This is a genomic window from Stagnihabitans sp., assembly GCF_964946895.1.
The window spans coordinates 18487-37291 of sequence record NZ_CBBQHX010000040.1 but is presented as its reverse complement, the minus strand read 5'-3'; the positions used below and the strand labels follow the sequence as shown (position 1 = coordinate 37291).

Sequence of the window (18805 nt, the reverse complement as noted above, 5' to 3'; positions counted from 1 at the left end):
AATGCCTGGCCCCGACGCTGGTGAATGTGACCATCCCGCAGTCTGAGGCCTTCTACGCGCGGGTCAGCGCCATCCTGCAGGGCATCTCCGACGCACTCCGCGATGACACCAAGCTTTCCCCCGATGCCGTGGGCCTGATCGGCATGACTCCCGTCCCGATCTACGACACTCTGAAAACCGCCCGAGCCTACAAGTTCCAGTTCACCGATGATGAAATCGCCCTCATCTCCGAACTCGTCGCCATCGACTGCGCCATGCGCTACACCCAAGACGCCATGCAGGAACTGGCGAAATCGGCATCAAACACCGATGCCTTCGGCTCGATTATAGAGGAATTCCAGCAGTCGGTATCAAAGACGCTCGACAGCTTCGGAACCTTCCGGAACGAGGCGCAGGAGAAGTATGATCATGCGATCGCTGCGCTTACCAAGCTGCAAATGGCGAAGTCGGTGTTGGCAGCGAACGGGGCGGCGAAGTTTGCGTCGCAGATGGGGAATGGGGAGTGAAGCGGGCAATCGGACCCCAAGTTACGCCTCGCCGGGATAGACCAGCCCGATCTGACGACGCACCTCGTCCAGGGTGGCCATGATGTCCACCGATTGCGCAGGGGGCATGATTGTGCCTGCGGTCAGCCCTGCGATGATAAGGCGTTCGGCCTCCACCGCCTGGAATTGCATGCCGCGGCCTTCGACGGACTGGTCGAAGCTTTCGAGGACCGTATTGTCGATGTCATAGACCCGGAAACTGGTCGGGCAGTACCAGGTGCGGTCGATCTCGATCCGGCCCTTGGTGCCGACGATGGCGGCGCGATTGGGCCCGGCGCTGTCACTGGAGGACAGCGTGGTGGCGATGGCGCCTGAGGCGTAGCGGAACAGCGTCGCCACCTGCGCATCGGCCCCTGTTTCACGGAAGGTGGCGGTGGCATGGATGGTCTCAGGCTTGCCCAGAATGTCCCAGGCGAAGGAAATGGGATAGATGCCAAGGTCCAACAGCGCCCCGCCGCCCAAGTCCAGCGCGTTCAGGCGGTGTTTGGGGTCGCTGGGCAGGTGCTGGCGGTGATCGGCGGTGAGGGAGCGGACCTCGCCAATCGTGCCCGCGTCGAGGATTTCATGGATGCGCCGCATGTGGGGCAGGAAGCGGGTCCACATCGCCTCAAGCGCGACAAGGCCTTTGGATTGGGCGAGGTCCACGATCTCGGCCGCCTCCGCCGCGTTTATCGTGAAGGCCTTTTCCACCAGCACATGCTTGCCTTCATTCAGTGCTAGCTTGGCCGCCGCGACGTGCTGGGGATGCGGGGTGGCGATGTAGATGATGTCCACCTCCGGGTCCGCCGCCAGCGCTTCATAACTGCCATGGGCCTTGGCGATGCCATGCGCCGCCGCGAAACGGTCGGCGCTGGCTTGGGAGCGCGAGCCGACTGCCGTTACGGAATGTCCGGTCAGGATCAGGTCCTTGACGAACAGGTCGGCGATCCAGCCGGTTGCGAGGATTCCCCAACGGATTTTCTGCGTCATGGGATTGTCCTTTCAGGCCAGCAATTTGCGCAAGGCGTTTACGACGAGGATGTGGTCTTCCACATCCGGCAGGCCCGACACCGCCGCCGTGCCGATCAGCGTGCCGCCGCGCAGGATCAGGGGCACGCCGCCGCCCGAACCGATGAACTGCGCCGGGGGCAGCAGATAGCGGGCGTTGAAGTCGTAACTACCCGCCTCCGCCTCCAGCCGCATGGCCAGCGAGGGGCGATGGAAGCGATGCGCCACTGCGCGTTTGCGGGCGGCCCAGTCGAGATTGTCCGGCGTCGCCCCCGGCATCAGCAGGGAAAAGACCACATCGGTTCCATGCGCCACGGTGATGGAAACCGGCAGGGCCTTGGCCGCAGCCTCGGCCTGCATCAGGCTTCCCAGCCGCCAGGCGAAGGCATAGTCGAAGAACGCAAGGTGAAGCTCCTGCGCTTCCTGCGCGAGGGTTTCAAGTGTGTAGGTCATGGGTCTGTCTTTCCTTTTCGTCAGGCTTGGCCGACGGGATAGGTCACAAAAGCAAAGCGCGTGCTGTCGGGCGACCAAGAATTGACGTTGATCGTCCCCTGCCCGCCGAACAGATGCGCAACCGACTTGGCCCCCGCCCAATCCCCGCCGCGCACCAGCTTCAGGTCCACCCACAGGTCGGCAGGATGCCCCTGAGTTCCGAGCGGATAGGCGAGGTAGACGGCCAACGCGCCATTGGGCGAGATATGGGGGAACCAGTCCACGGTCGGTTCATCGGTCAGGCGTTCGATGCCCGACCCATCGGGCCTCATCCGGGCGATCTGGGCATGGCCCGAGAATGTCTCGGTGTTGAAGTAAAGCCATTGCCCATCCGGGCTGTATTCCGGCCCGTCATTCTTGGCCCCACCCGTCGTGATCTGGCGGAAGCCGGTGCCATCGGCAGCCAGAGTGCAGATCTCCGCCGACAGGAACTTCAGCCCCGCACCCTCGGGCTCGGCAAAGACGCCCACGAAGGCCAGCTCCTGCCCGTCCGGCGACACGCCATGCAGGAAATGCAGCAGGTGTTCCGGCCCTTCCTTCCCCGACACCTGAACCGCCTGACCACCCGCCAAAGGCGCGCGGTAGAGGTGCCAGCTGTCATAAGCAGACAGGAAGATATGCGCCCCATCAGGGTCCAGCACGTGATCGTTGTTAAGGTTCGGCACATCAGCGATGTCGATCTTCTGCAAGACGGGTGCCGCCACCGGCAGCCGCCACAGAACGCCGTCCCCGTTCAGGATCAAGGCATCGCCCGACCAGTTCGGCGCCTCCAACAGCAATTCGGTCGTCTCCAGGATCATGCGGTTCTGACCGCTGGCCACATCATGTATCCAGACCTGACACCGCTGATCCTTGGCCAAAGTGCGGGGCGGTACTTTCATGGCAGGATGCGTCCTCTGGTCTGGATAAGGGCCTGATCCAGACCCCCCATCACGCGGAGTGTCAAGTCATGCGGCGTCAGTGCGTTCGTCTAGTGACTATACCGGAAGTAGCGGTCCGCTTTCTATTCTATTGAAGTTAAGGTTCCGCTGGGGCTCTCTACTCTAAGAGCCGCAAAGAACCCTTCGGTTCCGATATCTACCCAAAGCCCTATCATGCCGGGGCGGGATGGCAGCTTGCCCGCTCCGTTCAAGATAGAAACGCCATCGACATGGGCCGAAAACTCTGTTCCCTGAAAACTGATTTTTAGCCGGTGCCAACGGTCGATGCCGATATCGGCCCCGGCCTCAAAGCGGCCCGGTTCGGTTTCACGCAACACGTCGAATGGGTGGTTGGGATAGGCATAATATTGAACCGCCCGCGAGTCGCGGGGTGCCGGCGGCGAATGTAACCGGCCATTGGTCGGCGGGATGTAAATGGATTCGTAGGCCGACAAATCGTCTTGCACCCGGTAGGCCAGTCCGATGAAGCCCCGCGCATAATCGGGGGCATCGGGGAGCAGGCGGGCGCAGACATCGACTTCGATTGTGGCGTCGGTCAAGACGTCGGGCAGCAGCAGGAAGCTCGGCTGATCAACGTAGTCCACCCCCGGTTTGCCTGCCCGCGAGGCGGCATCCAATGCCAGTCTCAGGCAGGGACGGCCGTGATGAGCGGTTGCCACTTCCACCTTGTTCGCGCGGGCGCCCGCAGGCGGTTCGTGTAGAGAGTTGATCATCCCAACCTCATTTTGCCCAAGTGATGAGGGATCGCACGGCGGCTGACAAGCTGCCCCGAATGTTACTCGGCCGCTTCCTTCATCATGCCCTTGGCGATGACGATCTGCTGGATCTGCGTCGTGCCCTCATAGATGCGGAACAGGCGCACGTCCCGGTAGAAGCGTTCGATGCCGTAGTCGGCGATATAGCCCGCGCCGCCGTGGATCTGCACCGCGCGGTCAGCGACGCGGCCCACCATTTCCGAGGCGTACATCTTGCAACTGGCCGCATCTATCGAGACGTTCTTCCCAGCATCCTTGCGGCGGGCGGTTTCCTCGATCATGCATCGGGCGGCGAAGGCTTCGGTGCGGCTGTCGGCCAGCATGGCCTGGATCAGTTGCTTTTCGGCAATCGGCTCACCGAACTGCTTGCGTTCCATCGCGTAGCGCAGGCTGTCCCGGATGAGACGCTCTGCCGCCCCGGTGCAGACGGCCGAGATATGAAGGCGCCCCCGGTCCAGCACCTTCATGGCGGTCTTGAAGCCCAAGCCTTCCCGCGCCGGACCGCCAATGATGGCCGTCGCAGGGACCCTGCAATCCTCAAGGATCACGTCGCAGGTGTGCGAGCCCTTCTGGCCCATCTTGCGGTCAATCGCACCCAGCGAAAGGCCGGGCGTCCCGGCCTCCACCAGAAATGCAGTCACCCCAGCCGAGGTTTTGGAGGTCGGGTCGGTCCGGGCGAACACCGTAAACAGCCCGGCGCGGGGCGCGTTGGTGATGTAGCGCTTGGTGCCGTTCAGGATGTAATGGTCGCCGTCCTTGCGGGCGGAGGTGCGCAAGGACCCGGCGTCCGACCCTGCCTCCGGTTCGGTCAAGGCGAAGGAAGCAATCATATCGCCAGTCGCCAGACGCGGCAGGTATGAAGCCTTCTGTTCGGGCGTGCCGTCGATGATGATGCCCTGTGACCCGATGCCGTTGTTGGTGCCAACCAGAGACCGGAAGGCCGGTGAGGTCTGGCCCAGGACGAATGCCGCCTGCACCTCTTCGAACATGGTCAGGCCGATACCGCCGAACTCTTCAGGGATCGACAGGCCGAACAGGCCCATGTCGCGGATCTCTTGTACCAGTTCCGGAGCGATGGCGTCATCGTCGGCGATCTTCGCCTCGTTCGGGATCAGGCGCTCTTTGACGAAGCGGTCGAGAGAGTCCAGAAATTGCGCCAGAGTATCGGCATCAAGGCTCATCGGGTCTCTCCTAAGCTTGGGGTCAGTCTTGCCTTTAGCAGCCGAAGGGCACTGCGCCCACTGCGCGATTGCTCCATCACGTGCGACGCGGCCTGTCGCAGAAGAGACAGTTGTCCGGGGCATGGCCCGCGCCTCTACTCCCCCTCAAGGCGCTGATGGCGCCGGATACTTTAGGGAGGAAACCCACATGAAGGCTCTGCGCTTTCACGCCGCCAAGGACCTGCGGGTCGAAGACATTCCGATGCCGACCGAGCCTGCAGATGATGAAGTGGTGATCAAGAACCGCTTCGTCGGCATCTGCGGCACGGACTTGCACGAATACTCCTACGGCCCGATTTTCGTGCCGAAGAACGCCGAGGGCAAGACCGCTGCGCCGCAGGTTCTGGGCCATGAATACGGTGGGACGGTTACCAAGGTTGGCAAGAACGTGACGCATGTAAAGGTCGGCGACCGTGTCTCGGTTCAGCCCTTCATCACGCCGCGCGGTGGGGATTACTATTCCGACCTCGGGCATTTCAACCTGTCGGATCAGTTGCAACTGGCTGGGCTGTCTTGGATCGGCGGCGGAATGGCGACCGACAGCCTTCTGAAGGGCTTCAACGTCTACAAGGTGCCGGAAGGCCTGACGGACGAGGATGCAGCGCTGGTCGAACCGACCGCTGTTGCGGTATATGGCGTGGAACGCGGCGGCGTGAAGGCTGGCGATTCCGTGCTGGTCACCGGCGCTGGCCCGATTGGTCTGCTGACCCTTCTTGCCGCCCGTGCAGCGGGCGCGACGCAGCTCTTCGTCTCGGACCCCAATGGCACGCGTCTGAAGATCGCCAAAGAGATCATTTCGGATGTCGTGACGATCAACCCGCGTGAGCAGAATGTCGGTGACGTGATCCGCGCTGCGACCGAAGGCAATGTCGGCTGCGACGTGGCGCTGGAATGTGTGGGCAATACGCTGGCCCTGCAGGCTTGCGTCGATGCGGTGCGCAAGCGTGGTTCTGTGGTGCAGATCGGTCTGCATGCAGGCGAAGCGCCGCTGAACTGGTTCAATGTCACCTACAAGGACATCGATATTCGCGGGTCTTGGGCCTACACGGCGCAGATGTGGCCGCGCGTGATGCGCCTGATCGCTTCCGGTCAGATCCCGGCACGCAAGGTTGTCACCAAGACCGTGACGCTGGATACCGCGATCAAAGAGGGTTTTGACGCCTTGCTTGACCCGGCAGGCACGCAGCTCAAGATCCTGATCGACCTCAATCGCTGAGCTGGACCGAAGCTCCCTTAGGTCCCCTCCTCTCGGCGAAAGAGCAAGCCAAGGCATTCCGGTGCCTTGGCTTTTTCCTTTGGTGGCCTCAAGAAAAAACCCGCAGCCTGGGCGGGCTGCGGGTCAGGTTGGGTCTTCAGGGGAGACTTCAGACCCGTTCAAGAAGCAGGGCCACACCCTGTCCCACGCCAACGCACATAGACACAACGGCGCGGCGGGCGGTGCCCAGCGACAGTTCCAAAGCGGCGCTGCCAGTGATGCGGGCGCCAGACATGCCGAGGGGGTGGCCCAAGGCGATAGCGCCGCCGTTGGGGTTGACGCGCGGATCATCGGCAGCGATGCCGAGGCCCTGAAAGCAGGCGAGGACTTGCGCCGCAAAGGCCTCGTTCAGTTCGAAGAGGTCGATGTCGGCGGCGGTCAGGCCTTGTTGAGCCAGGAGCTTTTTCACTGCAGGCACCGGGCCATAACCCATGATGCGCGGTGCGACGCCAGCCGAGGCTCCAGCCACCAACCTTGCGATGGGACGCAGCCCGTGGCGCTTCATTGCAACTTCCGAGGCGAGGATCAGCGCCGCTGCCCCGTCATTGACACCAGAAGCATTGCCCGCCGTAACCGAGCCATCGGCGCGGGTGATCGGGCGCAGACGGGTCAGGTCTGCGAGGGAGGTTTCCGGGCGCGGATGTTCGTCCTGGGTGACCTCTGTCACCCTGCCCTTTCCGGCGGGCACGGCCACAGGCAGAATCTCACGTGCGAAACGGCCCGAGGACATGGCCACCCCGGCCTTGGCTTGCGAGGCCAGCGCGAAGGCGTCCTGCGCCGCGCGGGAGATATTCATCTCATCCGCGAGGTTTTGGGCGGTTTCGGGCATCGAATCCGTGCCATAAGCCTTTTGCATCAGGGGATTGATGAAGCGCCAGCCGATGGTGGTATCTTCCATCGCCACCGTGCGGGAAAAGGCGCTTTCCGACTTCAGCAGCACGAACGGGGCGCGGCTCATGCTTTCCACACCACCTGCGATGGCAAGCTCCATCTCGCCCGACTTGATGGCACGCAGCGCCGAGACGACAGCCTCCATCCCTGACCCACACAGACGGTTGACGGTTACACCCGGCACCGAGTCAGGCAGGCCTGCAAGCAAGGAGCCCATGCGGGCCACGTTGCGATTGTCCTCCCCTGCTTGATTGGCGCAACCCATCCAGACCTCTTCAATAGCCTTTGGTTCCATGCCCGGATTGCGCTTCAAGAGTTCCGCCAAAGGAAGTGCGGCCAGATCGTCGGGCCGCATTCTGGACAGGGCGCCACCATGGCGACCGATGGGCGTGCGGATGTAGTCGCAGAGATAGACATGGGTCATGCGGGGGCTCCCTCGCGGTTCAGGCTGTCGAAGTTGCGGCCCTCGGTCACCATTTGGCGCAGCAGGGCGGGCACGGACCAGGACAGCGGGTCATCGACGGCCAACGCTTCCAGTTTGGCAAGGATCACCGGAGGGGTCAGCGCGTCGGCGGCATGCATCAGACCACCGCGCCAGCGCGGGAAGCCGAAGCCATGCACCATGACAAGGTCGATGTCTTGTGGACGTTCGGCAATGCCCTCTTCCAGAATGCGTATGGCTTCCAAAATCATCGCCAAAAGGGCGCGTTCGACGATTTCATCTTTGGGCCGCTGAACCCTCGTCACACCGGCTTTTTCGCTGGCCTGATAAATGGCGTGGGTGACGGCATCCGACTCCGTTGCCTTGCCCGAAGCGTCATAGTCGTACCAACCGCCGCCTGTCTTGCGGCCCAGACGACCGAGGTCCTCAACCAGAGTATCGGCGATGTTCACATAGCGGATGTCAGCCCGTTCACGCAGGTTCAGTCGCTTACGGTTGGCGTATGCGATGTCGAGACCGGACATGTCCTGCGCCTCATAAGGCCCCATCGCCATGCCGAAATCGCGCATGGCAGTGTCGACGCCCAAGGGGCAGGATCCTTCCAGCATCAGCACATCCACCGCCTGCCGGTAGCGGGACAGGATGCGGTTGCCGACGAAGCCGTCGCAGACGCCTGAGACGACAGGAATCTTGCCAAGGCGCTTGGCAAGAGAAAAGGCCTGACCCAATGCGGCACCCGAGGTTTGCGCGCCCCGCACGATCTCCAGCAGTTTCATTACATGGGCCGGGGCGAAGAAGTGCAGACCAACGAAGCGGGTGGGATCGCGCAAAGTTGCGGCCAGTTGGTTCACGTCGAGATAAGAGGTGTTCGTGGCCAGAATGGTGCTTTCTGGGAGTGCGGATTCAAGGGCTGTGAAGATGGCGCGCTTGACCTCCATGCTCTCAAAGGCGGCTTCGATGGCGAGGTCCATCGGGGGAAGGTTCTCGTAGCCAGCGCGACATGTCAGGCGGGTACGGAAAGCGGCAGGGTCCTTGATGGAGCCGCGCTCGGCGCCTTGGGTGATCAGCTTGTCCAGATTGGCCTCGGCTCGGGCTTGGCCTGCAGCATCGGTCTCAACGACATGGACAGACAGACCCGCGAGTGTCAGCGCATAGGCGATCCCGGCGCCCATCAATCCGCCGCCCGCGACAAGTGCACTTTCCAGCGGCTTGGCAGGGGTGGGGAAGGACTTGCCTTGCGACGCGGCGGCGCGTTCGGCAAAGAAGATGTGGCGCAGGGCGCGGGCCTGTGGTGTTGGGCGGCGAGCGATAAAGGCTGCGCGTTCACGGATCAGGGCGGAGTCCAGCGCTTCGGTGGCGGAGGCCGCAACGAGGTCGATGGCGATATGGGGCGCCTCTTGGCCCGCAGCACGGCGGTTGGCCAGGGCATGCGCGGACGCAACGGCCTCGGGGTTGGCAACCGGAGCGGGGCGGTGATCGGCGGCAATGGCGCGACGCAGGGCCTCGGGAGAAAGGGCAAAGGCTGCGGCCAGGGGATCGTCGTTCAGCGCATCAACCAGACCCATCCGCAGCGCTTCGGAGGCGCTAGCGATACGGCCCTGACCGACAAGGTCCAGCGCCGCTGTCAGGCCGATCAGGCGGGGTAGACGCTGGGTGCCACCCGCTCCGGGCACGAGGCCGAGCGTCACTTCCGGCAGACCCAAAGTCGCCCCTGGAGTGGCGATCCGGAAACGGCAGGCCAAAGCAATCTCAAGCCCGCCGCCCAGGGCCGGACCGGAAATCGCCGCGATGGTGGGGCACGGCAGGTCCACAAGCTCGGCCAGAACGTCGTTCAACTGCGGCGACAAGGGCGGGCCGTCAAATTCCTTCGCATCGGCACCGGCAACAAAGGCGCGTCCTGTCCCGGTCAGAATCAACCGCTCGGGCCGATCGGCGCGGGCAAGCGCGATGACGCTTTGCAAGCCTGCCCGCATCGCTTGCCCGAAGACATTTAGCGGCGGATTGTCGAAGGTGATGACGGCGGCATCTCCGTGACGTTCATAGGTGACGGGCATGGCTTCTCCTCTCCCTCTCGGGCGCGCTTTGTCATCTCTGGGACCGCAGGCACGGTTCCGGCAACTGTCAATTCTGAGACAGGCAAACGTTCGCTTCTGCCGCATCTGGGCCAGTAGGCAGCGGATAAGTTATTGAGAATGCTACCCAGAACCGGCGGCCTGTTCAGAGACCGCTACAGGATAACGCCTTCGGGAGGGCTTTCGCCATGTCAGCACAAGATCCGGTCGCAAGACCCATGGGCGAGGCGTTCCGCGCCAGCATGCGGCTGGTGGCCTCTTCAATCTCGCTGGTGACGGCCCGCGATGCGGCAGGCGTCTGGCACGGCATGGCAGTGACCAGCGCAGGTTCGCTGTCGATGGAGCCGCCCTCGATGATGGTGGCGGTGAACCGCAGCGCGTCGATCTATCCGGTCATTGCCGCCATGGGGCACTTTACCCTGAACCTGATGGACGAAAGCCACGGGCCCTTGCTGGAGCGGTTTTCACGCAGCGACATGCGGGACCAACGTTTCGCGGCTGACGACTGGGCCGAGGCGGGCGCACAAGGACCCATCCTGAAAGGCGCCCTTTGCGCCCATGTCTGCACCGTGGCCGAGGCACATGACTTTGGCACGCACACTGTCTTCTTCGGCACGGTTGACCAAGTGATCCTGCAAGACCCCGTCGCACAAAGCCCGCAACCGATTCTGTGGCTGAACGGCAAGCGCGGCTCGGTCGCGAAGAAACCCTGATCCGGCTGGCAGCGGCTTCTGGCCCGGACTGTCTCATTTGAGACGGGCTGAGACAGTCTGCGCTCTCAGCTTCAACATGGAAGCGCGGGTCGTCCGCGCTTAGTCTGATGGTTGGACCTGAGGATTGGGTCCAACGCGGCGTGGAGATAGATCATGATCGGCGCGGCCTATTCTTGCCAAGACGGTGACCCGGAGTTCTCCGAGACCCTGCGCAGCGCGCTGCGTGGCACGCCGGTCAATGTCTCCATCCTGACAACGCGGGATCGGGCCGGGGTCAGCCACGGACTGGCGGTGACGACGGCGGTGCCTTTTTCAACCAACCGTCCGGCGATCATCGTGGCGGTGAAACACTCTGCCTCGGCCTATCCGGCGATCCGCGACAGGAATTACTTCTGCCTCAACCAGATTGCGGCGTCCGAGATCGACCTGCTGGATCGTTTCAGCCGCAGCGACCTGCGGGCGCAGCGCTTTGCCAACGGGCGCTGGTCAATCGGGCAACACGGGTTGCCCTATCTGGACAGCGCCACCGCCTGTTTCTTTTGTGATGTGCAAGGTGCCCACGCCCATGAGGACCAGACGGTCTTCATCGGCAGAATTGTCGGCGTAAGGCAAGATCGCAACGGCAACGACCAGCGCGAGCCTCTGATTTGGATCAACGGAAGGGCCGCAAGGCTCGCGGGAAGGGAATATGCGTAGGTCTCGCATCGCGTGAGGCCCACACGTCAACTGTCTTGGGAGGGACACGATGTGGGAGACAGAAGGCTTGGGAGCACGCGGGTTCTCGGATTCGCTGACGACAGAAATTCAAAGCATTTTGCGGTCGCGGGGGTCATCTGAGGCGCGACTGCCCGACGTTGTGGAACAATCTTGGAAACGCTGCCTGACCGATTACAACCTGTTGCCCGATGCCGTGCCACGGGCTTCGGTTCTCAGCCATTCCGAAATCCGCCTGACGATGGAAGAGCGCGAAGAGTTCATGCGCGTCGCCGAGCCGGAGATCGAACGGCTGTTCCGGCAATTGGTCGACAGTGAGTATCTTGTGTCGCTGGCCGCCCCCGGCGGGGCGATGGTCCTGTTTCGCTGCGACTACCAGTACCTGAGCGAATTGGCGGGCTCTGGTGTGATCCCCGGTTCGATCTGGAGCGAGGATCAGCAGGGCACAAATGGTGTGGGCACTTGTCTAAGGGTCGGCAAACCGGTGATCATTGCAGGCACCCAGCATTATGGTTCTGCCATCCAACGGCTGACCTGTTTGACCGCGCCGGTTCTGGGCCGCAACGGCGTGATCGAAAGCGTGGTCAACGTGACCACCGCCCGCCATGCCGATGCGCGCGTCAACCGGATGGTTCAGGCCATCGTCGAGCGTTCGGCCCGAAGGATCGAGAACGGCTATTTCGGGCGCCTGAATCGTCGCAACATGATGCTGCGGATACTGGAGAACGGCGAAGTCTCGGATATCGCCGAAGAGGGCCGTCTGGCGCTGGACGCGAATGGGCGGATTCTAGACGGCTCATCCTTTGCGGGCCGCCTTCTGGGTCAGCCGGTCGATCATTTGATGGGCCAATCCGCCGAAGACCTGTTCGAGATGGATCAGGCCCTTTCCGACATCCGTCCCGATGCTCCGGTCACCTTGACTTACCGCGGACGCTCTCTTCAAGCGGTGCTCAACCTGCCCGAAGTTCCGCGCCGTACGGTCCGCCCCACGACCCCGGCCCAGGTAACAGAGGCTTCGATGCGCACGATTGATCTGGCCGAAGAGGCGCTGCGGATCAATCCGATCCTGTCGCAGGCGATGGACCGCGCCCGGCGCCTGCTGTCAGTGGGCCTTCCCTTGGCGATCACCGGAGAATCGGGCGCCGGCAAGACCGCTTTCGCCAAGGCCGTGGCGCGCGATTGTTTTGGCGCTGAGGCAGAGTTGGTCTTCATTGATTGCGCCGCCCCCGTAGGCCCGGTCGATCTGGGCGTTGTGATGCAGCGCAGGCTATCGGGGCAAAAATCCTGCTTGCTGATCGATCGGATCGACGAGATGGACGAGCCGCGCCAGAATACTCTGTTAGCGCTGCTTGAAAGTGATCGGCAGGCCGGAGCCAACGGCATCGGAGTCATCGTGATCTCCACCCTAGACCTCGATCATCTGGTGACAGAGAACCGCATGCGCCATGATCTGATGCACCGCTTGAACGGCGGTCAGGTCACCTTGCCCCCGCTCCGGTCGGTGCCCGATCTGGAGGCGACTATCCTTGACCTCTTCCGCATCGAGCGCGAGGCCCTCAAGAAGCCGCATGTCGAATTGAACGAGGACGCGAGGCTTTTGCTGACCCACTACCACTGGCCGGGCAACCTGCGCGAATTGCGCAATACCCTGCGCCATGCCGTGGCACTGGCCGATGGCAAAATGATCGGGCTGGAGCATCTTCCCGAAACCATCGTTGCCAAGATCGCCGGGAAGGACCTAACCGCACGCTCGCAATCCGAGGCGTCGAAGATCGAGGCAGCGCTGCGCTACAACGGTGGCAACGTCAGCCTTACAGCCCGCTATCTGGGCGTGTCCCGGGCGACGCTGTACCGCAAGATCCAGATCCAGAAGGCGCGCAGCGAGGACTAACGCGAGCTTTTAGGGCAAATCCGGGGGCCGCTTCTCAATGGGCGGCCCCTTTTGGTTTCCAGTTCAAGGCACTGGCTCAAACGCGGCATCGCGCACGGGGCTGACTGTCACAGAAAGCACAATTGCGATGCCCGGCGTCTGTCGGCAGCATTGGGTGAGGATGAGGGAGACTGCCGTGCACCACAAACCCAACGCGCATTGCCCAGCATGAACAACAGCTTTGCCCCCGATTGTCTGGCGGGTCGGACCGCGCTGGTCACCGGCGGCGGCAGCGGCATCGGCTTTGCAATCGCACAGGCGCTGGTCTGGGCCGGGGCCCGTGTAGTTCTTGTCTCTCGCAAGTTGGACCGCGTGAACGAAGCGGCCGAGACCATTCGGGCCGCAGGCGGACAAGCTCTCGGCGTTGTGGCCGATGTGCGTGAGCCAGAGGCTGTGCAGGCGGCGGTGGCCTCGGCGGTTAAGGCCTTTGGTGGATTGGATATCATGGTCGCCAATGCGGCTGGGAATTTCGTCGCGCCCTTTGCGGACATGTCGTTCAACGCCTGGCGCACGGTGGTCGACATCGACCTGCACGGAACCTTCCACTGCGCCAAGGCCGCCTATCCGCACCTGAAAGCCTCTCCCCACGGAGGGCGCTTCATCGCTATCACTACGATGCGCGCGCTGGAGGGTTGGCCGGGTTGCGCCCATGCGGCTGCGGCCAAGGCGGGGGTGATGTCGCTGATCCGAAGCCTTTCGGCGGAATGGGGGCCGGACGGCATACTGTGCAACACCATCGCCCCCGGCCCCATCGCGGGCACCGAGGGAGTCAAGCGGCTTTACGAAGAAACCGGGCAGTCCAAGGGCATTCTCCTTGGACGCGGCGAGGATGTGGCGCAGGCGGCGCTTTACCTTTGCTCGGATGCGGCACGATTTGTAACCGGCACCGATCTGGTCGTCGATGGAGGCCGCCAGCGCGGTCAAAGGGGGGCAAAATGACCACACTTCCAATGGACCTGCGCGGCATCGTCGCCCATGGCGACAAGAGGGGCCGCGTCCTAGGATTTCCGACCGCAAACCTGAACGGGGCCGCGCCCTTGGCCTACGGCGTCTATGCCTCGCAAACCCGGATCACCGGTCAGGACAAGGTCTGGCCTTCGGTCACCTCTTACGGCACGCGGCCGACCTTTGACGGCGCGGATCAGAGGATCGAGACGCATATCCTTGATTTTCAGGGCGATATCTATGGGCGCGAGATCGAAGTGAAGATCACCGCCTTCATCCGACCCGAACTGCGCTTCACGTCCGTGGAGGCGCTGATTGCGGCCATGCAGGGTGACATCGAACAGGCGCGGGCGATCAACGCCAGCGCTGCTTAGGGAGGGAAAGATGAACTCAAATCTGAAAGGCGCGGGCTTCATGGTGCTGGCGGGCATCTGCTTTGCCCTGGCCAATGCCGTCACCTGGACTGTCACCTACAAAATGGGCTTCAAGGCGCAGTCTGACGCCTTCTGGCAGTATGCCATCGCCACGGCCTTCTCTGTGCCCTTCATCCGGAAGAACGGTCTGGCTTCGATGAAAACCCGTCATCCGGTGCTGCATCTGGTTCGAATCGGCCTGTCGGTCTTGGGCGTACAGGCTTTTACCCAAGCCTTTGCCAGCGGCATGGCGCCGTGGCATGTGATCGCCCTCGTGATGACTTCGCCCTTTTTCGTGATGTTCGGCGCGGCTGTCTTATTGGGCGAACGCGTGGGCCTGAATCGCTGGATCGCCGCAGTGGTGGGCTTTGCAGGCGCTATGATCCTGCTGCGTCCTTGGGAGAGCGGCTTCTCTGTCGCTACCCTTTTGCCGATTGCGGCGGCTGTGACATGGGGCGGGGCGTCGCTGATCACAAAGCGCCTGACCAAGGACGAGCCGCAAACCTCGATAACCATGTGGCTTCTGGTCTTGCTGACGCCGGTCAACCTGCTGTTCTCGGTTCAAGCCGGGTTCGAGGTTCCGACGGGCATGATCCTGTGGCTGCTGCTTCTGGCCGGGGCGATTATGTACTTCGCCCAGCATTTCCTGACCTTGGCCTATGCCTCGGCAGATGCGGCCTATGTGCAACCCTTCGACGATCTGAAGCTGTTCTCCAACATTCTGGTGTCATGGCTGGTGCTGAGCTTTGCACCCGACATGACCTATTGGCCGGGCATCCTGATGGTCTTCGCAGGCTCAGCCTATCTGCTGTGGTCGGAACGTGGCCGCTCGGCAGGAGCCGCGCTGGCGTGACCACCTGTGAAATGACAAAAGGGCCGCGCAAATTGCGCGGCCCTTCTTCTTTGTTCGCCGTTTCAAGCCTTCAGTGCGGCCCCTTGATGCATCAGCCCCTGTGCTTCGGCGGTGGAATAGCCCAGTTCTTCCAGGATCGCCGTCGTATCCCAGCCACGCGGCGCGGAAGGGGAGCGTAGCGGCAAGGTCGCGCCATCGGCCAGGATCGAACTGCGCAGGACGGCGGTCTTGCCCTCGGTCGGGTGGTTTTCGTGGCTGATCAGCTCCACCGCAGTCAGATGCGGGTCATGGCGCAGGCTTTCGATGGAATGGATCGGCATTGCGGCAATATCCGCCGCCCGGAAAATCGCCAGCCACTCGGCGCTGGTCTTCTGGGTAAGCGGGGTGCCCCGCACCTCGAACCACGCGGCCACGTGCACCGCCCGGGCGGCGACCGAAGCAAAGCGCGGGTCGGCGATGATGCCAGCGCGGTCGGTGGCGGTCAGGAAGGCCTTGACCTGCGGATCGGTGTTTATCGTGACGGCTATGAAGCCGTCCGCGGTCTGCAAGGGCTGGTTATAGGGGCTGAGCAACCGCTGATCCCCATAAGGTCCAACGGCAGGATCAAAGCTTTGCGCTGCCAGATGCTCTTGCAGGACCATGGTCGCCATGGTCTCGAACATTGGAACCTCTAGCGTGACACCCTCTCCAGTCCGGTGGCGGTTCATCAGGGCCGCCATGATCGCCCCCGCCGCAATCTCGCCCACCACATGGTCGCAGATCAGCAGGGGTACGAACTTCGGCACCCCATCGCGGGCAAGGGTCAAGCCAGGCAAGCCCACCGCGCCTTGCACCACCGAGTCATATGTCGGAAAGCCGCAGTAGGGGCCGTCAGAGCCGTAGCCGGTCAGCAGGCAGTAGATCTTCTCCGGATGCTTGGCGCGTACGGCTTCCGGGTCCAGCCCCAGCCGGGCCAAGGCTGCCGGGCGCATGTTGGCGACGATGACATCAGCCCATTGGATCAGCCGCTGGACCACATCCGAAGCGCCGTTCGCCTTGAGATTCAGGCAGATGTTTCGCTTGCCCCGGTTGAGGTGCAGATAAGCACCGGCCTGCTGGCCCGTGGGCGAAAGGCCGCCAAGGCCGCGCATCAGGTCGCCTTCAGGGTTCTCTACCTTGATGATCTCGGCTCCGTATTGGCCCAAGCGCCATGTGGCGGCGGGGCCCACGACGACCGAGGTCAGGTCAAGGACGCGGATGCCGCGCAGAGGGTCATAGGTCATCGAAGGTCATCACCAGTTCGGCCGCGAGGACTCCGTCTTCGTCCAGAAGCAGTACCTTCTCGGGTTCTTCTGGAACGAGGATGGTCAGCGGGCGGTTGACATAAAGCGGCGCCATGTGCCGAGCGGTAAGCGATATGGGCTTCAGGCCCAAATCGCGGGTCAGAAATTCGGTGGCCAAAAGGGTGGCGAGGCCGCCGTTGACCAAAAGATCAGGATGGCCCTCAGCCTTCGCCTGATCGCGGTCGAAGTGGATGCGGTGGGTGTTGAAACCTAACGCCGAGTATTGGAACAGCATCAGATCGTCGGGCGTGACGACCTTCGCTCGGCCCTCTGGCACGGTTGCCGGCGAGGGCTTCGGCATGGCGCCCGTGGCAGGGCCTGCCAGCACATAGGTCTGGCTTTCGATAACCGAAGGCGGGGCATCTACAGAGCCAAGGCTATGTTCGACTTTCACGACAGCGAAAGGGCCGTTACGGCCTGTCTTTGCCTCGACACTGGTCAGGGCGCTGTCGCGGCGGAGCGGCACACCAAGCGTTAGATCGCCCGCAAACAACGTGCTCCGCCCGCCGAGCAGCAGGCGCGGCAGGTCAAGTTGTGGCATGGGCACGCCAAGGCCCGGGAAGCCATCACTGCGCAGGGCTTGTCGTGGCGTCTGGCCCGCAAGCAAGGCGAAGTGCCAGCCGCGCGGCAGGCGATCGCCCTCGCTGAACGAGGGGTCCAGCCCCAGCATCAGCGCCACGCGCTGCGCCTGCGCCAGCGTAAAGATATCGACCGGCATGAGCGGCTCTTTCAGAAAGGTGCCGGCAGCCCGCGAAGACTGCCGGCACGGGGGTCACTTGATCAGGGGGCGGATCTCGGCGAGGCGCTGCATCGTCAGATGCTCGCGTTCAAAGTTCTCGCCGCTGCCGTCGGTCATCGCCATCAACAGCGTCCCGAAGGGGCCGGACTTTTCGCGCAGGTCGTGGATCTTTTCTAGGACGGTCTTCTTGGAGCCCCAGATGATCGACGACCGCATGAAGCGTTCGACGCCCCAGTCTTCGTTCGAGATGGTCGGGTCGGGCTTGCCCACCGTGGTGTAGTCGGCGGCCAGCAGCACCTTCCACATGTAGTCATAGTAGTAGTGGCTGGAGCCTTTCGGATCCATCATCCAGTCTTCGGCCTGCGCATCGCTTTCCCCGATCAGGAAGTTGCGCGCCACCGACCAATCTTCGCCCGTGGGCGCACGGCCCACGTCGGCGCAGCCCTTCACGTACTGCTTCCAGTGACCGTAAACGGTTTCATGGGGGCAAAAGTTCGCGGTGATCGGCACCCAGCCCTTGCGGGCGGCAAGCGCCACCGTCGGGCTGTCGGGCGACATGGTAGAGATGTGGATTGGCGGGTGCGGCAGCTGGAAGGGCTTGCTCATCGAGCCGATGCCCAGTTCTGGATAGATCGACTTCTCGATCTTCACGTTCCAGTACTTGCCCTTGATGTTGTAGGGCGCGTCCGAGTTCCAGATGTCCAGAACGATGCGCAGGTGTTCAGCCAGCATCTCGTTGCGTTCGGCGTGGTCGTTGTGCTCGAAGACCTCAAGGTCAGAAGCCAGACCGCCCGGCCCGATGCCCCAGACGAAACGACCGCCCGACATCTGGTCCAGCTGGGCCACTTCGGCAGCCACGATAACCGGATGGTGCTGCGGCAGACCCATCACGCCCGTGCCGAACTTGATGTTCTTGGTCTGGTTGATCAGGCTTGCAAAGAAGATCAGCGGTGAGGCGATTTGTTCGGTCGTGCAGGAAAAGTGCTCACCCACATAGGCGTAATCAAAGCCAAGTTTATCGGCATTGATGATCTTGTCCTGATTTTCCTTCAGGATTTCAGCAAGAGCGCGATGCGGCGGATGCAGGGGCATCGCAAAAGTGCCAAGTTTAATCATGGTTTTTTCCTCTCCGTGTTGGGTGCCCGGGTCGACTTGCGCGACCGGACTTTGTATGGCTTGCGACCTGGGCCTGCACCTGCAGCGCCAATCCGGATAAAACACGACATTTCAATCAGAGAACCTAAATGGATCTCTGTGCGTGATTTTAAGCTTGCACTTGTTCCGTTTCAGCGTTCCGCTGGGTATGGTATTGGAAGCCCGTGTCCCAATGATGCGCAACTCCTCCGATTTGCGCATCTTTCGAAAAGTTCATTTAATTGTGGTCATTTGTCCACCGCTTCATGCGAGGCGGCAGAATTGCAATCCACTGTTCCAAAAGCGACAGTTTGACGCAGTAGAAATCTCGGCGCGTCCTTGAAATCTGACCGAATGGACAATTTCGAGGTTCCGCGCGGGTTGGGCTGCGTCGAAGTGTCTCACCCTGGGGCTTCCCTGGCAGGTAGCGACTTGATTTTGT

18 protein-coding genes are annotated in these 18805 nt (G+C 62.4%); 8 read left to right on the top strand and 10 right to left on the bottom strand.

What is annotated here, in order from left to right:
• Window positions 1-506, top strand: a 506-nt coding sequence (locus tag AC1Y2B_RS19555; protein WP_482254802.1) for a conjugal transfer protein TraH, incomplete at its 5' end; no start/stop codon positions are given.
• 21 nt (window positions 507-527) lie between these two features.
• Here the strand turns inward: AC1Y2B_RS19555 and AC1Y2B_RS19550 are convergent.
• From AC1Y2B_RS19550 to AC1Y2B_RS19530, 5 genes are all read right to left on the bottom strand, one after another.
• Window positions 528-1514, bottom strand: a complete 987-nt coding sequence (locus tag AC1Y2B_RS19550) for a Gfo/Idh/MocA family protein (protein WP_482254801.1) — start codon at window positions 1512-1514, stop codon at window positions 528-530.
• 12 nt (window positions 1515-1526) lie between these two features.
• Window positions 1527-1985 carry a heme-degrading domain-containing protein gene (locus AC1Y2B_RS19545; protein ID WP_482254800.1) on the bottom strand — a complete coding sequence of 153 codons (459 nt, stop codon included), beginning with the start codon at window positions 1983-1985 and terminating at the stop codon, window positions 1527-1529.
• A gap of 20 nt (window positions 1986-2005) precedes the next feature.
• Window positions 2006-2905 (bottom strand): TolB family protein, encoded by a 900-nt coding sequence (locus AC1Y2B_RS19540; protein WP_482254799.1) that lies wholly within the window; start codon window positions 2903-2905, stop codon window positions 2006-2008.
• Window positions 2906-3027: 122 nt separating this feature from the next.
• On the bottom strand, window positions 3028-3678 hold the full coding sequence (locus tag AC1Y2B_RS19535; protein WP_482254798.1) for a hypothetical protein: 651 nt from the start codon (window positions 3676-3678) through the stop codon (window positions 3028-3030).
• 62 nt (window positions 3679-3740) lie between these two features.
• Window positions 3741-4901 (bottom strand): acyl-CoA dehydrogenase family protein, encoded by a 1161-nt coding sequence (locus tag AC1Y2B_RS19530; RefSeq protein WP_482254797.1) that lies wholly within the window; start codon window positions 4899-4901, stop codon window positions 3741-3743.
• 187 nt (window positions 4902-5088) lie between these two features.
• Here AC1Y2B_RS19530 and AC1Y2B_RS19525 point away from each other — a divergent pair, with 187 nt between their 5' ends.
• A complete protein-coding gene (locus AC1Y2B_RS19525; RefSeq protein ID WP_482254796.1) occupies window positions 5089-6156 on the top strand; it encodes a zinc-binding dehydrogenase in 1068 nt (355 codons plus the stop codon).
• Window positions 6157-6304: 148 nt separating this feature from the next.
• Here the strand turns inward: AC1Y2B_RS19525 and pcaF are convergent, their stop codons facing one another.
• Window positions 6305-7510 carry a 3-oxoadipyl-CoA thiolase gene (gene pcaF, locus AC1Y2B_RS19520; RefSeq protein ID WP_482254795.1) on the bottom strand — a complete coding sequence of 402 codons (1206 nt, stop codon included), beginning with the start codon at window positions 7508-7510 and terminating at the stop codon, window positions 6305-6307.
• A complete protein-coding gene (locus tag AC1Y2B_RS19515) occupies window positions 7507-9582 on the bottom strand; it encodes a 3-hydroxyacyl-CoA dehydrogenase NAD-binding domain-containing protein (RefSeq protein ID WP_482254794.1) in 2076 nt (691 codons plus the stop codon). Before AC1Y2B_RS19515 ends, pcaF begins: the two co-directional genes overlap by 4 nt.
• A gap of 206 nt (window positions 9583-9788) precedes the next feature.
• Here AC1Y2B_RS19515 and AC1Y2B_RS19510 point away from each other — a divergent pair, with 206 nt between their 5' ends.
• The 6 genes from AC1Y2B_RS19510 (at window position 9789) to AC1Y2B_RS19485 (ending at window position 15168) form a co-directional block, all read left to right on the top strand.
• Complete coding sequence (locus tag AC1Y2B_RS19510; RefSeq protein ID WP_482254793.1) at window positions 9789-10313, top strand: flavin reductase family protein; 525 nt, start codon at window positions 9789-9791, stop codon at window positions 10311-10313.
• Between the two features lie 153 nt (window positions 10314-10466).
• A complete protein-coding gene (locus tag AC1Y2B_RS19505) occupies window positions 10467-11009 on the top strand; it encodes a flavin reductase family protein (protein WP_482254792.1) in 543 nt (180 codons plus the stop codon).
• A 49-nt stretch (window positions 11010-11058) separates the two neighbouring features.
• Window positions 11059-12918: a sigma-54-dependent Fis family transcriptional regulator gene (locus AC1Y2B_RS19500; protein WP_482254791.1), complete on the top strand. Its 1860-nt coding sequence runs from the start codon at window positions 11059-11061 to the stop codon at window positions 12916-12918.
• 207 nt (window positions 12919-13125) lie between these two features.
• Entirely contained in the window at window positions 13126-13896 is a 771-nt protein-coding gene (locus AC1Y2B_RS19495) for an SDR family oxidoreductase (protein ID WP_482254790.1), read from the top strand.
• Window positions 13893-14276: a riboflavin kinase gene (locus tag AC1Y2B_RS19490; protein ID WP_482254789.1), complete on the top strand. Its 384-nt coding sequence runs from the start codon at window positions 13893-13895 to the stop codon at window positions 14274-14276. The genes AC1Y2B_RS19495 and AC1Y2B_RS19490 overlap by 4 nt, the downstream gene beginning before the upstream one ends.
• Before the next feature lie 10 nt (window positions 14277-14286).
• The gene (locus AC1Y2B_RS19485) at window positions 14287-15168 is read left to right on the top strand and encodes a DMT family transporter (RefSeq protein WP_482254788.1); all 882 of its coding nucleotides are present in this window, start codon (window positions 14287-14289) and stop codon (window positions 15166-15168) included.
• Window positions 15169-15230: 62 nt separating this feature from the next.
• On the opposite strand, the gene AC1Y2B_RS19480 is transcribed toward AC1Y2B_RS19485, so the two are convergent.
• From AC1Y2B_RS19480 to AC1Y2B_RS19470, 3 genes are read right to left on the bottom strand one after another with little or no spacing between them, the layout of a single operon-like run.
• On the bottom strand, window positions 15231-16430 hold the full coding sequence (locus AC1Y2B_RS19480; protein WP_482254787.1) for a CaiB/BaiF CoA transferase family protein: 1200 nt from the start codon (window positions 16428-16430) through the stop codon (window positions 15231-15233).
• On the bottom strand, window positions 16420-17208 hold the full coding sequence (locus AC1Y2B_RS19475) for an HTD2 family dehydratase (RefSeq protein WP_482254786.1): 789 nt from the start codon (window positions 17206-17208) through the stop codon (window positions 16420-16422). Before AC1Y2B_RS19475 ends, AC1Y2B_RS19480 begins: the two co-directional genes overlap by 11 nt.
• 54 nt (window positions 17209-17262) lie before the next feature.
• On the bottom strand, window positions 17263-18345 hold the full coding sequence (locus tag AC1Y2B_RS19470) for an LLM class flavin-dependent oxidoreductase (RefSeq protein WP_482254785.1): 1083 nt from the start codon (window positions 18343-18345) through the stop codon (window positions 17263-17265).
• Between the last annotated feature and the right edge of the window lie 460 nt (window positions 18346-18805).

Excerpts from the sequence above, each read along its gene's own strand:
- AC1Y2B_RS19545 (WP_482254800.1), bottom strand. The coding sequence starts at position 1,985 with ATGACCTACACACTTGAAACCCTCGCGCAGGAAGCGCAGGAGCTTCAC.
- AC1Y2B_RS19485 (WP_482254788.1), top strand. The coding sequence starts at position 14,287 with ATGAACTCAAATCTGAAAGGCGCGGGCTTCATGGTGCTGGCGGGCATC.
- pcaF (WP_482254795.1), bottom strand. The coding sequence starts at position 7,510 with ATGACCCATGTCTATCTCTGCGACTACATCCGCACGCCCATCGGTCGC.
- AC1Y2B_RS19480 (WP_482254787.1), bottom strand. The coding sequence starts at position 16,430 with ATGACCTATGACCCTCTGCGCGGCATCCGCGTCCTTGACCTGACCTCG.
- AC1Y2B_RS19475 (WP_482254786.1), bottom strand. The coding sequence starts at position 17,208 with ATGCCGGTCGATATCTTTACGCTGGCGCAGGCGCAGCGCGTGGCGCTG.
- AC1Y2B_RS19490 (WP_482254789.1), top strand. The coding sequence starts at position 13,893 with ATGACCACACTTCCAATGGACCTGCGCGGCATCGTCGCCCATGGCGAC.
- AC1Y2B_RS19530 (WP_482254797.1), bottom strand. The coding sequence starts at position 4,901 with ATGAGCCTTGATGCCGATACTCTGGCGCAATTTCTGGACTCTCTCGAC.
- AC1Y2B_RS19515 (WP_482254794.1), bottom strand. The coding sequence starts at position 9,582 with ATGCCCGTCACCTATGAACGTCACGGAGATGCCGCCGTCATCACCTTC.
- AC1Y2B_RS19540 (WP_482254799.1), bottom strand. The coding sequence starts at position 2,905 with ATGAAAGTACCGCCCCGCACTTTGGCCAAGGATCAGCGGTGTCAGGTC.
- AC1Y2B_RS19470 (WP_482254785.1), bottom strand. The coding sequence starts at position 18,345 with ATGATTAAACTTGGCACTTTTGCGATGCCCCTGCATCCGCCGCATCGC.
- AC1Y2B_RS19495 (WP_482254790.1), top strand. The coding sequence starts at position 13,126 with ATGAACAACAGCTTTGCCCCCGATTGTCTGGCGGGTCGGACCGCGCTG.
- AC1Y2B_RS19550 (WP_482254801.1), bottom strand. The coding sequence starts at position 1,514 with ATGACGCAGAAAATCCGTTGGGGAATCCTCGCAACCGGCTGGATCGCC.
- AC1Y2B_RS19535 (WP_482254798.1), bottom strand. The coding sequence starts at position 3,678 with ATGATCAACTCTCTACACGAACCGCCTGCGGGCGCCCGCGCGAACAAG.
- AC1Y2B_RS19525 (WP_482254796.1), top strand. The coding sequence starts at position 5,089 with ATGAAGGCTCTGCGCTTTCACGCCGCCAAGGACCTGCGGGTCGAAGAC.
- AC1Y2B_RS19500 (WP_482254791.1), top strand. The coding sequence starts at position 11,059 with ATGTGGGAGACAGAAGGCTTGGGAGCACGCGGGTTCTCGGATTCGCTG.
- AC1Y2B_RS19510 (WP_482254793.1), top strand. The coding sequence starts at position 9,789 with ATGTCAGCACAAGATCCGGTCGCAAGACCCATGGGCGAGGCGTTCCGC.
- AC1Y2B_RS19505 (WP_482254792.1), top strand. The coding sequence starts at position 10,467 with ATGATCGGCGCGGCCTATTCTTGCCAAGACGGTGACCCGGAGTTCTCC.